The 14,611-nt window shown below is 62.5% G+C and carries 14 protein-coding genes; 4 read left to right on the forward strand and 10 right to left on the reverse strand.

All coding sequences use genetic code 11. The features are described 5' to 3' along the window. Positions 1-69: 69 nt before the first annotated feature. Positions 70-1,059 carry an MBL fold metallo-hydrolase gene (locus tag ACXAHG_RS18615; protein WP_475043798.1) on the reverse strand — a complete coding sequence of 330 codons (990 nt, stop codon included), beginning with the start codon at positions 1,057-1,059 and terminating at the stop codon, positions 70-72. A gap of 266 nt (positions 1,060-1,325) precedes the next feature. Here ACXAHG_RS18615 and ACXAHG_RS18620 point away from each other — a divergent pair, with 266 nt between their 5' ends. Beyond that, positions 1,326-2,474: a lytic murein transglycosylase gene (locus ACXAHG_RS18620; RefSeq protein WP_475059738.1), complete on the forward strand. Its 1,149-nt coding sequence runs from the start codon at positions 1,326-1,328 to the stop codon at positions 2,472-2,474. Positions 2,475-2,477: 3 nt separating this feature from the next. On the opposite strand, the gene ACXAHG_RS18625 is transcribed toward ACXAHG_RS18620, so the two are convergent. The 3 genes from ACXAHG_RS18625 to ACXAHG_RS18635 form a co-directional block, all read right to left on the reverse strand. Beyond that, on the reverse strand, positions 2,478-3,446 hold the full coding sequence (locus ACXAHG_RS18625; RefSeq protein WP_475059740.1) for a LuxR C-terminal-related transcriptional regulator: 969 nt from the start codon (positions 3,444-3,446) through the stop codon (positions 2,478-2,480). A gap of 70 nt (positions 3,447-3,516) precedes the next feature. Next, on the reverse strand, positions 3,517-4,161 hold the full coding sequence (locus ACXAHG_RS18630; RefSeq protein WP_475059742.1) for a response regulator transcription factor: 645 nt from the start codon (positions 4,159-4,161) through the stop codon (positions 3,517-3,519). 49 nt (positions 4,162-4,210) lie between these two features. Continuing rightward, a complete protein-coding gene (locus tag ACXAHG_RS18635; RefSeq protein ID WP_475043791.1) occupies positions 4,211-5,638 on the reverse strand; it encodes a cache domain-containing protein in 1,428 nt (475 codons plus the stop codon). 283 nt (positions 5,639-5,921) lie between these two features. Here ACXAHG_RS18635 and ACXAHG_RS18640 point away from each other — a divergent pair, with 283 nt between their 5' ends. From ACXAHG_RS18640 to ACXAHG_RS18650, 3 genes are all read left to right on the forward strand, one after another. Further along, the gene (locus ACXAHG_RS18640; RefSeq protein ID WP_475043789.1) at positions 5,922-7,004 is read left to right on the forward strand and encodes a TRAP transporter substrate-binding protein; all 1,083 of its coding nucleotides are present in this window, start codon (positions 5,922-5,924) and stop codon (positions 7,002-7,004) included. A 142-nt stretch (positions 7,005-7,146) separates the two neighbouring features. Beyond that, a complete protein-coding gene (locus tag ACXAHG_RS18645) occupies positions 7,147-8,073 on the forward strand; it encodes a TRAP transporter small permease subunit (protein ID WP_475043787.1) in 927 nt (308 codons plus the stop codon). 14 nt (positions 8,074-8,087) lie between these two features. Beyond that, complete coding sequence (locus ACXAHG_RS18650; RefSeq protein WP_475059745.1) at positions 8,088-10,442, forward strand: TRAP transporter large permease; 2,355 nt, start codon at positions 8,088-8,090, stop codon at positions 10,440-10,442. A gap of 159 nt (positions 10,443-10,601) precedes the next feature. Here ACXAHG_RS18650 and ACXAHG_RS18655 read toward each other — a convergent pair whose 3' ends face one another. The 6 genes from ACXAHG_RS18655 to ACXAHG_RS18680 all read right to left on the reverse strand — a co-directional run bounded on the left by ACXAHG_RS18655 (position 10,602) and on the right by ACXAHG_RS18680 (position 14,454). Next, the gene (locus ACXAHG_RS18655; protein WP_475059747.1) at positions 10,602-10,985 is read right to left on the reverse strand and encodes a VOC family protein; all 384 of its coding nucleotides are present in this window, start codon (positions 10,983-10,985) and stop codon (positions 10,602-10,604) included. Continuing rightward, positions 10,985-11,809, reverse strand: coding sequence for an arginyltransferase (locus tag ACXAHG_RS18660; RefSeq protein WP_475059750.1), 825 nt, complete (start codon positions 11,807-11,809; stop codon positions 10,985-10,987). Before ACXAHG_RS18660 ends, ACXAHG_RS18655 begins: the two co-directional genes overlap by 1 nt. Positions 11,810-11,939: 130 nt before the next feature. Then, positions 11,940-12,371, reverse strand: coding sequence for an RDD family protein (locus ACXAHG_RS18665; RefSeq protein WP_475059752.1), 432 nt, complete (start codon positions 12,369-12,371; stop codon positions 11,940-11,942). Between the two features lie 75 nt (positions 12,372-12,446). After that, complete coding sequence (locus tag ACXAHG_RS18670) at positions 12,447-12,902, reverse strand: DUF2852 domain-containing protein (protein ID WP_475059754.1); 456 nt, start codon at positions 12,900-12,902, stop codon at positions 12,447-12,449. A gap of 468 nt (positions 12,903-13,370) precedes the next feature. After that, the gene (locus ACXAHG_RS18675) at positions 13,371-14,294 is read right to left on the reverse strand and encodes a DNA cytosine methyltransferase (protein ID WP_475059757.1); all 924 of its coding nucleotides are present in this window, start codon (positions 14,292-14,294) and stop codon (positions 13,371-13,373) included. Then, complete coding sequence (locus ACXAHG_RS18680) at positions 14,248-14,454, reverse strand: Com family DNA-binding transcriptional regulator (RefSeq protein WP_475059759.1); 207 nt, start codon at positions 14,452-14,454, stop codon at positions 14,248-14,250. Before ACXAHG_RS18680 ends, ACXAHG_RS18675 begins: the two co-directional genes overlap by 47 nt. Positions 14,455-14,611 lie beyond the last annotated feature (157 nt).

Genomic DNA, 14,611 nt, shown 5'->3' on the forward strand with positions numbered 1-14,611 from the left:
AAAACCGCCGGGCGCCCCGGGGGAGGGCGCCCGGCAGCCCGGGCACAAGCTTGCGGCAACGCCGAGGGGTTATTCCGTCAGCGCATTGTGCCCGAAATAGAGGAACTCCTTGTCCATCGCCTGCACATCTGCCGCCGCCAGCGACAGCGAGGCTCCGTCCAGCATCTTGAAGCTTTTCTGGTCCTTCACCCAACTATCGGCGGGCTGCAGCGTCGACAGCGTATAGGTGGTGGTCTCGGACAGGTAATGGGTGGGGATCACCACCTTGGGCTGGATTCGTTCCACCAGCGCGTTGGCCTGCTCATAGGACAGGATGTGCTCAGAGCCGTCCACCGGCAGGGTCAGCACGTCGATGCGTCCGATGGCGTCCCAGAACCCGTCCGCCGGATCGGGCCTGTTGTCGCCCCAGATCAGGGTGCGGATGCCGCCGGTCTCCACCACATAGGTCACCATATCCATATGACCCGGGTTGTTGGGCGGGCAGGCCTCGACCCCGAACTCGGCCAAGGCGTTTGTCCAGGGGTACCAGCCCGGCGCGACGCAGGCGTGCTTGTCGGCATAGCCGGTGATCTTGAGATCCGCGAACTCGAACGTGCCGACCATCCGGTCCAGCACCATGGTTGATTGCGGGCGGTCGATGGCGTCATGATCGAAATGGGTGTGGGTGGACATGGTGATATCCACCAGCGTTTCCGGGAACTTCTGCTTGAACCACAAGCCCCAAGCACCGGAGGGGTCATCCCGCCACGGATCAAAAAGGATCGAGGCGCCGCCGGGAGAGGTGATCTTGATCGCGCAATGGCCGTAGAAATCAATCTTCACTTCGCCATCTGCAAAGGCGGACATGTTCTGCAGGTCGATCACATGATTGTTGTTGCCTGGTTGCAGCCAGTCGGTTGATTGCGCCTGCGCGCTGGTGCTGCCCAGCAGGCTGGCGGCTGTTCCGACGCCCGCCGCGCCTGCGGCTGCAAAGAAGCTGCGCCGCGACAGGCCGGGCGCCAGATCATCCTTGCGCCCGTCCAGCCGTGCCGGTTTCAGGTTCTTCTTTTGCTCATCCATTGGTTCCGTCTCCCTTGTTGTATTCTGGCCGCCGCTTTGCTGCGGCGATACAAACAGGCTAGGCATCAAGGCCCCTCAGGGGTGCCCCGGAAGAATATGGGGGGAATATGGGGATGCCCCCCGTAACCGGTGCCGACGGGGCTGCGGCGGGTCTTTGCTGCGGAGGAATTCCGGGCCTTGGCGCTCCTCCCGGTTTCTGGCAGCCTGATGTCAAAGGATCCGGCCGAAGCCGGGCATCGGGAAACCCATTGGAGCGGGCAGAAAGCATGAACATCACACGGCGTTATTTTGGATTTGGCCTGGCAGCCTTGGGGCTGAGTGCCTGCAGCAGCACGGTGCCAGCGGGCAGCGGCCCCAGCGGAGCAACCGGCCTGCCAGCAGACCTGCGGCCTGTGCCGAATGCGGGCTATGATACCTGGGTTGCCGCCTTCCGCAGCCGGGCGGAGGTGCAGGGGATTTCGCAATCCACCTTGCACGCGGCATTCCGTGGTGCAGGCTACCTGCCGGGCGTCGTCAAACGCGACCGCAACCAGACCGAATTCAAGCGCTCGCTGGAGGATTATCTCTCCATTGCGGTCTCGGATGAGCGCCTATCCAAAGGCCGCGCTGCCTTTGCCCGCCACCAGTCCACCCTGCGCACGCTGGAGCGCAGCTATGGCGTTGATGCGGAGATCATCTGCGCGATCTGGGGGCTGGAGAGCTTTTTTGGCGAGCGGCGCGGCGATGTGCCGGTGATCTCGGCCACCTCGACGCTGGCCTATGACGGGCGGCGCGGGGCGTTTTTCGAAAAACAGCTGCTGGCCGCGCTGAAAATCCTGCAGAACGGCGACATAACGCCCGCCCGCATGACCGGCAGCTGGGCTGGCGCCATGGGGCATACCCAGTTCATCCCGACGTCCTATCAGGCCTTTGCGGTGGACTTCAGCGGCGACGGGCGCCGCGATATCTGGTCGGAGGATCCAACCGATGCACTCGCCTCCACCGCCGCGTATCTGCAGCGCAATGGCTGGACCCGCGGCCTGAAGTGGGGAGGTGAGGCCGGTGCGCCGGGCACGCCTTCGGGGCGCAGCCTGCAGCCGCAGCCGGGCGGGCCGGTGTTCTCCGTCACCAGCAACTTCAATGCGATCAAGCGTTACAATAACTCGGATGCTTATGCGATCGGGGTGGGCCATCTGGCCGACCGTATCGCTGGCGGCGCACCGCTGCGCGCCAGTTTTCCACCGGACAAATACGGACTGACCAAGGATGACCGCGTCCTGCTGCAAAAACGGCTGACCGCCCGCGGCTTTGACACCGGCGGCGCCGATGGCGTTCTGGGGCCGAAGAGCCGCGCGGCAATCAGCGCCTACCAGTCCAGCCGCGGCCTGCCAGCCACTGGCGATCCGTCCAAGGCGCTGCTGAACAGCCTGAACTAACGGCTACTCCGCCGAACTCAGCGCAATCAGGTGCTGGCGCAGGTTTTCACGCCGGTTCAGGCCCAGTTTCTGGCGGATGTTGTTGCGGTGAAAGTCGATGGTGCTGGTTTCGCGGCCCAGGGTGGCGGCGATTTCCTTGGTGGTGCGGCCCATCATGATCAGCTGCATGATCTCGGTCTCCGCTGGCGTCAGCTGCTCCAGCATTTCCGCCAGCTTGGAGGAAAGCGCCGACGTGATGTTCTTGAGATTGTCCTCGACCATCAGCAGGTAAGCGCTTTGCAATTCTCGGTCCGCGTCCAGATGGCGCAGCTTGGCGATATAGGGCAGCACCATGCCCTTGATCTGCTGCACGATCTGCTGTTCGGACTCGTGGCGGGAGGCCTCAACATTGTCGATCAGTACCCGCAGGGCAGTATTGGCATCCTCCAGCGCCTTGGTGCGGCGCTTGATGGTGTCCTCGCGGGCGCGCACCGTCTCGCGCAGCTCGGCCTGGGCCTGTTTGCGCTGGGCCACCTCCAGCAGCAGCGCCAGATCACCCTCCACCACCCGGCAGAATTCCTGCAGCCCCTTGCGGAACATCAGCGCCCGCTTGTTGCGGCGGGTATCCAGCACGCAGATGGTGCCGTAAACCTCGCCATCGGGCCATTTGATCGGGTAGCCGATGTAGAAGGACATGGCGTGCTCCATATCCTCATTGTCCTGCCAGCGGGGTTCGCATTGGGCGTCTTCGACCACCAGCTCTCCGTCGTTTTCAAAGACGCCAAAGCAGTAGAGCTTTTCGTTCAGATGGTACTTGCGCCCCGGGTAATAGGGGTTGTTTTCGGCGGCGTTCGACACCTTCACCCGGTGGTCCTTGTCCACGGTTGCCATGATCAGCGCGGCCGGCACGTCGGTCAGCTCCGCCACCAGATCCACCACCCGCTGCCATTTGGCCTGGGTTTCCGGCGGGATCGGGGGCTTGGCGAGTGTCATGGCGCGTCTCCTTGGCCCGGGAGGCTAAGGCAGGGAGGGCGACGGGCAAAGGAAATTCTGGGTAAGGCGGTCAGAACCCGGCGCCGGTGCCCTGCAGCACGCCATGCTCCAGTGCGTAACGGGTGAGGCCAGCAGTGGAGGATATGCCCAGCTTGCGCTTGATGTTCTTGCGGTGGGTTTCAACGGTTCTGACCGATATATCAAGCGTTTGCGCGACTTCCTTGTTGGACTTGCCCTGCGCCAGCTCCAGCAGGATGGTTTGCTCTCGCCCGGTGAGTGCTTCGCGGGCGTCGCCGTCCTTGGGCTTCAGCGAGCCGGCCGCACCGGTGCAAAGATAGGTCTGGCCTTCCATTACCGCGTCGATCGCCTGCTTGATCTCATCCGTGGGCACGTCTTTCAGCACATAACCCATGGCGCCGTGGCTGAGCGCGGTGGAGATATATTCGGCGCTGTCATGCATCGACAGGATCAGAATGCGGGTGCCGGGGTTCTGCTCCAGGATGATCTCGGTAGCGCTGAGGCCGCCGAGCTTGGGCATGTTCAGATCCATCAGCACCACGTCCGGCGCCAGCGCGCGCATCTGCTCGACAGCGTCCTGGCCATCGGTCAGTGAGCCGACCACCTCAATATCATCATAGCTTTCCAGGATCGACTGGATGCCTTCTGCCACCATCGGGTGGTCATCCACGATCAGAACTTTCACCGGATCAGCCATCATTCCCCCAATGCAGCTTTCCTTTGCTGAGCGCCGCAGCTGCCTTCGTTCAAGGCAGCTGAACCGGCGTTCCCTCTTCGCCAGGCGGCAGCAGGTGGCTGAGGGGCAGGCTGGCCTCGATCACCGTGCCGCTTTGGGTGCCACGTGATGACAGAATGCGCAAGGTTCCGTCAAGCTGTTCGATCCGCTCCTGCATATTGCGCAGGCCAATTCCCGGGCCGGAGCGGGCGTTTCGCGGTGGCAATCCGCGGCCGTCATCGGTGATCCGCATGGTGGCGCCGCGCTTGTGGCCGCGCAGGTCGATGCTGACCTTGGTGGCCTCCGCGTGGCGCTCAATGTTGGTCAGCGCCTCCTGCGCGATCCGGTAAAGCGCGATCTTGGAATCCTGGTCCAGGCGGTTGCGGAAGACCACAGTAGAGAACTCTGTCTCAATACCCGTCCGGGCGGCAAAATCATCGGTCAGCGCCTTCAGCGCTGGACCAAGGCCGAGGTCGTCCAGCACGCCCGGGCGCAAATCGCGGCTGATCCGGCGGACCTCGGTTATGGCCGTCAGCAGGTTCTCGGTGCCTTTCTCCAATGGTGCCTGGGCCGCCTCGCTGTCGCCGCGCGACAACCGCCGCCTTGTGTTGTCCAGCGCGTAGCGCACCCCGACCAGCAACTGGCTGATGCCGTCATGCAGCTCGCGCGCCACCCGGCCGCGTTCTTCTTCCTGGGCGTCGAACACCCGCTGGGTCAGCTCCTTCAGCTTGGCATCCGCGAGCCGCCGCTCGCGGATATTGAGGAACATGCCGGAGGCAAAGACCAGCACCAGCGACACCAGTGTGATGCCGCCAATGTAGAAGAAAGTCCGCTGCACCCGCGCCTCGACCTCGGCGCGCGAGGCAGCCACCGTCGCCAGCACATCGTCAATGAACACCCCGGTTCCGATCGCCCACTGCCAGTCCTGCAGCCCCAGCACATAGGCGATCATCTGCGCCTCTTCCCCGGTGGAGGGCTTCTCCCAGGTGAAACTGTGCCAGCCCGCCCCGTCGCGGGCCAGGCGGATGAACTCATCCACCACAGGCACGCCCGCGCTGTCGGTCAGCCCCGCCCAATTGCGGTTGATGAATTCGGTCTGGCGCGGGCTCACCAGATTGGTGCCGTCGTAGTCATAGACAAAGAAGAACCCGTCCTTGCCGTAAATCATCGCCGCAAGGATCTGGGTGACCTGCTCCTTGGCTGCGGCATCATCCGGGGCGGCAAGGCCGTAGATATGGGCAAAGCCATTGCGCGCCTGGGTCACGTAGTTGCGCAGCTCTGCCTTTTTGGCCTCCAGCAGCTGCACCTCCAGCGCCTGGATCTCGCGCTCCGCCAGGGCGCGCGACTGGTAGCCCACCAGCACCGCAATCGCGGCACCCGCCACGATCAGCGGCAGGGTCATCAGAAGCGAGAGTTTCTGCGCATAGGTGGGGCGCAGAAGGAGGTCGAACAGACGCATCGGCAAGGCCCCGGAATTAGTCAGACTCTTCTAACGAATCGTGTCCCGGCCGCCCAGCAGAATCAGGCAGGCCGGAGAGCGCTGGATCTTGGGCGGGAGTAACACAAACGGTGTTCCTGGCGAAAACCCGGAACATTTCACCGTAAAGCCTGGAAAAACGTTCCGTTCTACGCAGTAGTAGGTATTCACATAAAATTCATCGCCGCTAGGCTGACCGCACTCGAACCGATCCGCCTTGGGGGGACCCCGGGGCAATCCGAATTGATAATGGGAGGAATAATTAATGGATCGCCGTTCTTTCTTGAAAACATCCGCGCTGGGCGGGTCCGCAGCAGCAGCCAGCACCCTGGCGGCTCCGGCCTATGCCCAGGGCAACCGCACCCTGACCATGGTCACCACCTGGGGCCGCGGTCTGGCAGGCGTGCATGACTCGGCGCAGTTCGTGGCCGACACCATCACCGCCATGTCCGACGGCACCCTGACCGTTGACGTGAAAGCCGCAGGCGAACTGGTTGGCGCGTTCGAAGTGTTCGACGCCGTGACCGCAGGCCAGGCCGACATGTACCACGCCGCTGACTATTACTTTGTCAGCCAGCACCCGGGCTATGCCTATTTCACCGCCGTGCCGTTCGGCATGACCCCGCAGGAACTGGTGAACTGGTACTACCACGGCGACGGCCACGCGCTGCATGACGAACTCGGCCAGATCTTCGGCCTGAAGTCCTTCATCGGCGGCAACACCGGCCCGCAGGCCGGCGGCTGGTTCAACAAGGAAATCAACGGCCCCGAGGACTTCAACGGCCTCAAGTTCCGGATGCCGGGCCTGGGCGGCAAGGCGCTGGGCAAACTGGGGGCGTCTGTACAGAACATCCCGGGCTCCGAAGTGTATCAGGCACTGTCCTCCGGCGCGATCGACGGCACCGAGTGGATCGGCCCCTGGGCGGACGAAAAGGCCGGTTTCCAGGAAATCACCAAGACCTACTACACCGCCGGCTTCCACGAGCCGGGCGCGGCGCTGTCGGTTGCCACCAACCGCGACGTCTTCGACAGCCTGTCGCCGGCCCATCAGAAGATCATCGAAATGGCATCTGCCGCCGGTCACCAGTGGAGCCTGGCGCAGTTCATGAACAACAACGGTGCAGCGCTGCAGCGCCTGCAGTCCGGCGGTGTGAAGACCCTGGAATTCCCCGACAGCGTCTGGGATGCCTTTGGTGCAGCCACCAAGGAAACCCTGGACGAGTTCATGGGCGACGAGCTGTTTGCGAAAATCCGCAACAGCGTCGAATCCTCGATGAAAGCCTCCTCCGGCTGGATCACCAAATCCGAAGGCGCCTACCGCGTTCAGCGCGACCGCGTCCTGGGCTGATCTGCCTGACTGGCATTAATCGGATCCCCCGCCGCCGTGCGGGGGATCCATATGCAGTTGCACCACGCGCGGGACGGCGGGCCGGCAGAGCCGTGTGCCCAACCCGCCGCCGCAGCTTCGCAGCAATCTTCCCGGGGGAAACATGCAGGAAGAGAGTGGCATCACCTTCTTTGGCGCAATCTGGGGCGGGCTTGTCTGGCTGATCCAGAACCTCGCAGGCGCCTTCTACAATTTCGGCTACGCCATCACCCATCCGCAGCTTTGGCTCGACTGGTCCGACAAGGCCTCAGTGATGCGCTTTGTCTACTATGGCGGCTCGGTCGAGTTCTTCTTTGTGGTCTTTACCACCTTCCTGGTGCTGACCGCCGTCGGCATCTACTTCCGTGGCTTTATGTGGGGCATGGTCCGCGGGCTGGAGGGGATGGCCAATACCGTTGGCCGTTTCTTTGCCTGGGCGGGCCTCCTGATGGTCTTGCAGCAGATCATCATCGTTTTCATGCAGCGGGTGTTCGCGCGGCCTGACATCAGCTTCGGCTTTGGCATTCCGTTCAGCCAGGACATCAGCTGGTTTGCAGAAGAGCTGAAGTTTTACAACGCCTTGGTGGTCTGTCTTTGTGTGACCTACACCTTTGTGCAGGGCGGCCATGTGCGGGTGGACCTGATCTATTCCGGCATCAGCTTCCGCGCCAAGAAGGTCGTCGACATGCTCGGCTCGCTCTTGTTCATGATGCCTGCCGCCGTGCTGACTTGGATGTACGGCTGGTTCTTCCTGTGGCGCCATCTGATCGTGCCGAAACCCTCGGCCTCGGACAGCCTCGACCGGCTGGTGATGAAATCCCGCGCCCTGCGCTGGAACGTGGAAACCATCGGCTTCAGCCCCAACGGATTCAACGCCTACTTCCTGTTCAAGATTCTGCTGGTGCTGTTTGCGGGCCTCGTGTTCCTGCACGCCATCGCCTTCTTCTACCGCTCCTTCCTGGAGTTCGTCGAAGGCCAGGGCAGTGAAAACAAGTACCTCGACAAGGACAGCCTTGGAGAGGGTGAAGAAGCCTACGAAGGCACGCACTAAAGGGACGTCGGAAAATGCTATTTGGACTTGATGGCGTCGAAATCGGCCTGCTCATCGTATTTTTCTGCCTCTTCGGGGGCATCCTTTCCGGCTTTCCGGTGGCCTTTGCCATCGGCGGCGCCGGAATCATCTCCTTCGGGATCATCGCCGCGCTGGACAGCGCCGGCATCCTGATCCACCAGGCCATCGACACTTCGTCGCAGGCCTATCGCGATCTGGTGGGATCGGGCATCAGGCCCGACAAGATTTCCGTCTTCCGATACCCGGATTTGCCCAGGCTGGCCGAACCGGTGTTTGCCCAAGGCTGGGAAGTGGCGCTGGACCGAAATGTCTCCTTCATCGTCAACCGCATGAACGAGCGGGTTCTGGCGGGCGCGTCGATTGAAACCCTGCTGGCGGTTCTGATGTTCGTACTGATGGGCATCACCCTGGAGCGCTCCAAGATTGCCAACGACCTCCTGACCACCATGGCGCGCGTCTTTGGCCCGCTGCCCGGCGGTCTGGCGGTGTCGATTGTTGTCGTGGGCGCGTTCCTGGCGGCCTCCACCGGCATCGTCGGTGCCACCGTGGTGACCATGGGCCTCTTGGCGCTGCCCACGATGCTGCGCAACAACTACTCGCCGGAGCTGGCGACCGGCGTGATCGCGGCCTCAGGCACTCTCGGGCAGATCATCCCGCCGTCCATCGTGATCGTTCTTCTGGGCACGCTGGCGGGCGACCTCTATTCCACCGCGCAGGAAACCCGCGCGATGGAGGCAGGCTGCTCCGACGCGCTCACCTATTTGGGTGAACCGGCGGTGGTGTCTGTCGGCACCCTGTTCCAGGCAGCGTTGCTGCCGGGGATTATGCTGGCGATCCTCTATGCCACCTATGCCTTCGGCTATGCGCTGCTGAACCCGCACAAGGCGCCCGCCGTGACGCTAGAAGGCGGCACCGGAGAAGTAATCACCCGCAACGAAGGGCTGATCTGGTTCCTGGGCGTGCCTGCGGCACTGATCGGCGGTGCGATCCTGCTGTCCAGCTTCAACGTGATTGGCAGCCAGAACATCACCGTCTCCACCTTCTCGGATGCCGGTGAGACAGCCAGCTTGCGCACCAATGTCGGTGCCGAGTGCAAGGCCTCGATGATCGACCTGCACGGGCAGGAGGCCTGGGATACTGCTGTGGAAGAGCAGAAGGCGATCAATGAGGCTGGCGGCGTCACCCTGGCCGAGCGGCTGAGCGAAGAGGAAATAGCCGCCGCCCGCGAGGCCAAGATCGCCTCTGCTGCCCCGATCGGCACCGGCATCACCGTGATCATGGTTCTGCTGGGCCTGGTGCTGGCGTTCGGCCGCGGCGTGGCGCCCTCGCGCGATGCCAAGCCGCTGATCCTGGGCTCCATCGGCATCCTGCTGATTGCGCTGGTGGATCTGGTGGCGATTGCGCCCACCACCTCTGCCGGGGTGACGGTGCTGTGGATCGCGCTGCCGCTGCTGCTGGCGCTTTACGGCTGCCGCGAGGCTGCCGCCCGCTGCGCCAAAAACGATCTGATCCGGGTGGTGTTCCCACCGCTGGTGCTGATCGTTGCGGTGCTGGGCTCGATCCTGGGCGGCATCACCAACCCGACGCCGGCTGCGGCGCTGGGGGCAGGCGGCGCCATCATGCTGGCGGCCTACCGCAAGCTGCAGGACGAGGGCAAATCGGGCAAGATCATCATCTGGTCCACCTTTGCCGTCATGCTCTGTATCCTGATCGGCATGAACTTCGACCTGCGCGTCAACCAGGGCGGCGTCAGCGTCGAAAGCTGGATCGCCTTCATCGCGGCCTATGCGATGTATCTCTATGCGCTGTTCGGGCTGCTTTATGGCTGCTGGGTTCTGTTCCGCTCCGGCGTTCTGACCCCGGTGGTGCGGGAAACCGCCAAGGTGACCTCGATGGTCTTCACCATTCTGATCGGCTCTCAGCTGCTCAATCTGGTGGTGATCTCCTTTGGCGGCGAGCACTACATCCAGCAGTTCCTGAAGAGCTTCGACAATGAGATGACGGTCTTCCTGATCGTGATGCTGGTCCTGTTCTTCCTAGGCTTCGTGCTGGACTTCCTGGAGATCATCTACATCGTGATCCCGATCGTCGGCCCGGTGATCTATGGCGGGTCGTTCGACCCGAAATGGGTGACCATCATGGTGGCGGTGAACCTGCAAACCTCGTTCCTGACCCCGCCCTTCGGCTTTGCGCTGTTCTACCTGCGCGGGGTGGCGCCCAAGGAGGTGACGACCGCCCATATCTACCGCGGGATCGTGCCCTTTGTGCTGATCCAGGTGGTGGGCATTGCCATCCTGTGGATGTTCCCGTCGATCGTGACCATCGTGCCGGCGCTGATCCCGAACTGATCCGGGCAGCAGGGTATCAAACGGAAAAGGGGCCCCGAGCGGGCCCCTTTTGCATGTTTGCAGCGGGCAGGGGCACTGCCTCTCTGCGCGCGCGGCGCGCATTCGCCCCGGGATATTTTCAGCCAGATGAACAGGGGATCCTTGCAGGCAGGCGCAGGTTCAGGCGAACTGGATCAGGTCCCAGCGGTTGCCGAAGGGATCGCGCCAGACCGCGACCGTGCCGTAGGGCTCGTGCCGGGGCGCTTCCTCAAACGCAACGCCCTTGGCCAGCATCGCCGCATGGTCGCGGGCAAAATCATTTGTGGCAAGAAACAGCCCGACGCGGCCGCCGAATTGATTGCCGATAGCGGCCTCCTGCTGAGGCCCTTCGGCGCGGGCCAGGATCAGGCTGCCCTGCTCAGCCCCTGGCGGCAGGATCCGGACCCAGCGCTTGCACCCCTGATCAATGTCCTCTGCCAGCTGCCAGCCCAGCTGGCCGCAATAGAAGGCAATGGCGGCGTCATAATCCGGCACCACCAGCGAAACTGCGTGGAGATGCTGCATCAGCGGGTCTTGTGGATTGGCTGTTCAGGCAGCTGGATATTGGCCACCTGCTCGGCAATCGGATCTGTGGACAGCGGGTGGCCCGCTTCCTCGAATTCCAACGGGTCGGTCATCTTTTTCCATTCGCTGCGATGATAGATCTCCAGCCCGGAGAATTTGGCCTTGTAGCCCATTTTCTGGCTGCCGGGCACCCAATAGCCCAGATAGACATAGGGCAGCCCGGCCTCGCGCGCGATATTGATATGGTCGAGGATCATGAAGGTGCCCAGCGAATTCTGCGGCTGGTCGGGGGCGTAGAAGGAATAGACCATGCTGAGCCCGTCCTCCAGCACATCCGTGAGCGACACCGCGGTCAGCTGGTTGCTGCCGGTCTCGGCATATTCCACCACCCGGCTGCGCACCGGCGTTTCCTCGATCATTGCGGCGTATTCAAACACATCCATATCGGCCATGCCGCCATCGGCATGGCGACTGTCCAGGTAGCGGCGGAACAGGGTGAACTGGTCTTCGGTCGCCCAGGGCGAGGTCGCCCGCCGTTCCAGATGCGCGTTGCGCTTTAGGGTGCGTTTCTGACTGCGGGTGGCGCTAAAGGCGGAAACGTCGATCCGCGCCGACAGGCAGGCCGAGCATTCTGAGCAGGACGGTCTGTAGAGCACGTTTTGCGAGCGGCGGAACCCCTGCTGGCTGAGACTGTTGTTCAGCTGCTCCACCCCGTCGCCCTGCAGCGCGGTGAACAGTTTCCGTTCCATCCGCCCCTCCAGATAGGGGCAGGGCTGCGGCGCAGTCACGTAGAACTGCGGAGCAATGGGAAGGGTGTGGCGCATCAGAACTCTTCAGCAGTTTCGCAGGACAACAGGAACGGTTCGCTTCGTCGTCCCGGGATGATAGCAATGCGGTTCCGATGCGCCAAGCGGTCTTGTGGAAAATGGTTTAACGGTATCTTGCGTTTGCCCATCAGACCCGGCGGTTCAGCATCACGGTGCCCAGGAAATGATCGGTCAGCCCCTGGCCGCGTGATGAGGTCAGCATCAGAATAACCGAGATCACCTGCAAGACCGGCAGCGCCAGCGACAGGGTGTAGCCTGCGGTGTGCAGCGCGGCCGTGCCGCTGTCCATCCGCTGGCCTTCGCCGTCGCGCAGTTCAATGCCTGCAAAGCGCATGCCCCAGGTTGCGGAGCCGTTGGCAATGGTCACGGTCCGGTAGGCAAATCCAACCGCCAGGTACAGAAGCGGCCAGATCAGGAGGCCGGTAAAGGCGGTCAGCACCACGGCGCCGGCGCTAAGCGCAAAGATCAGGATGCTGTCGATGATCCAGGCGATCAGACGCTTGGCGGGGACAGACGCGTAGAATTCTGCCTGGAAGTCGGGGTCGGGCAGGGCGGTCATACATGGGTCCTTTGCTGAATGGTCACGAGGAAGCCCCGCCCGGGCAGATGGGCGGGGCAGCAGGAGGGAAGGGGATCAGTGGCGCTTGGGGTCGCCCTGGCCGTTGTCCTCGTCCTCCAGATCTTCGCTGGAAGCATTGCGGGCGCGTTCGTCCATGAATTCGTCGAACTCCGCCTTGTCCTTGGCTTCACGCAGGCGCTGCAGGAAGGCTTCAAAATCATGCTGTTCCTGTTCCAGACGGTGCAGTGTGTCGGCCTTGTAGGCGTCAAAGGCACTGTTGCCCGAGGGTTTCATCGCTGAATATCCGTGGCGGGCCCAGGACTTGCGGTGGTGGCAGGAGGATTTGCTGAACATGCGTTTGCTCCAGATCATGTAGAAAAGAAGGGCCAGGCCAACCGGCCAGAAAAACACGAAACCCAGCACCATGGCAGCGATCCAGGCGCCCTTGCCCTTGCTGTCCAGCCAGGCTTCGCTGCGGTAAAACCAGCCCTGTACCGGGGCGGCAGGGGCGGTTGGGGTGAAACTCGTCATCGGCGGGGTCCTCCAGGTTACGGGTGAATGTAAATCCTTTTCACATGAATGCATATCGGAAGCCGCCCGGCGGCTTTCAAGGGTGCATGTAAACCTTTTTCACATTTTTTGGTGTAGCGGGACACTTCGCGTTGCAGTGCGGGACACTTCCCGTTTGTAGCGGGACACTTCGCGTTGCAGTGCGGGACACTTCCCGTTTGTAGCGGGACACTTCGCGTTGCAGTGCGGGACACTTCCCGTTGCAGCAACTCATTTTCGCGAATTCTCTGATTTTTAGGGGATTTCCGGGGGCGTTTCCAGCCCCGGCGCGGCGCAGATCGCGGCGCTTGGCTCGGAACCTTGGGACACTTCCCGTTTCAATACCCGGAAATCTGCCGCCCGAAGCGTTTAAATCCGGCGGGCGGCGGGGGTCTTTAAACGGTCTTTAAACACCCGTTGAAGGGTCCGAGGGTGTTTGGACCGTTTGGCTCACTGGATGAATTCCCGCTTCAAAATGCGGTACGCGCGCGCTGCAGCCATTGGGACCACCCCGTTACCGGCCGCAGCGGATCGGTCCAGCCCGCAGGCCAGCCCATCATCCAGTCGGTGAAGGCAGGGTTCTGCTGCAGCAGGGTTTTCCCCTTCGAGTGCGCGTCCCCAGCCAGCAAGGTCACCAGGCATCGGGGGGAAGAGGCCAGCGGCCCCGGCTTCCAGCCCGTGGCCTTCATCAGGTCCCACATCACTGTCCAGCATTGCCCCGCCGTTCTCAGTGAAACCTGGCCCCCGGTCTGATTCTGATCCGCCACAAACAGAAAGCTGCCGGGCCCCATCCGGATCGACGTCCGGTTGCCCCCCTGCTTGTAGGTCGGCGTGGGCCAGAATGAAGAGCCTTTGCCTGAAATGAGACCCGCCGACTTCAGCCGCCGATTGCACGCGCGCTGCAACCCGGTAGCCCATGCCTTGAAGGTCTCTGACGACGTCTTGCAGACCAAGGGTGAGATGGCCTGCGACGTTTTCGAAGAAGCACCACTCAGGTTGCACCTCGCTGATGATGCGGGCGACGTCCGGCCAGAGGTGCCGGGGGTCCTGGTCGCCCTTGCGGTCACCGCTGAGGGTGAAGGGCTGGCAGGGATAACCGGCAGAGAGGAGATGAACGCGGCCGCGCCACGGTTTGCCGTCGAAGGATTTGATATCGTCCCAGACAGGAGCCGCAGCCAAGGACGCGTCCGCCATCCGCGCCACGAGAGAGGCCGCGGCGAAACTGTTTCGCTCGACATAACACACAGTTCGATATCCGGGTTCAGCGAGGTGCAGGCCAAGGTCAAGTCCTCCGACACCGGCGCAAAGGCTGATGCCGCGAAGGTCGTTAGATCGGTTGGGGGTACGAAGAGCCACACTGTGGGTCCTTTCCATCGCGCTCCTGGCGCTTGGGTGAAGGGCTCTTTTGCGGCCTCAGGATATTGTGCGCCTTGCATCTGGGGCACTTGATGGCGAGCGTGCCGCTGAGGGCGGCAGGCTCAATTTTGAATAACAATCTGGAACATTTACCGCAACGCTGGTCTTGCAGCTTCAAGTGGAATCACTCCAAAGAGGCCGGGTCCTCGAGGACAGGGAGCGGCCGGGAGTGCTTGTCGGTCGGCGGGGTATTGTGTGAGAACTTTGGCCCCGTGTTGAGGAGCGTTGGCGCGCTCCTCGGCCTCCCGTTACCGGAGGGCCTTAAGTTTGCGGCA

It is taken from the genome of Leisingera sp. ABD4_442, assembly GCF_056160905.1.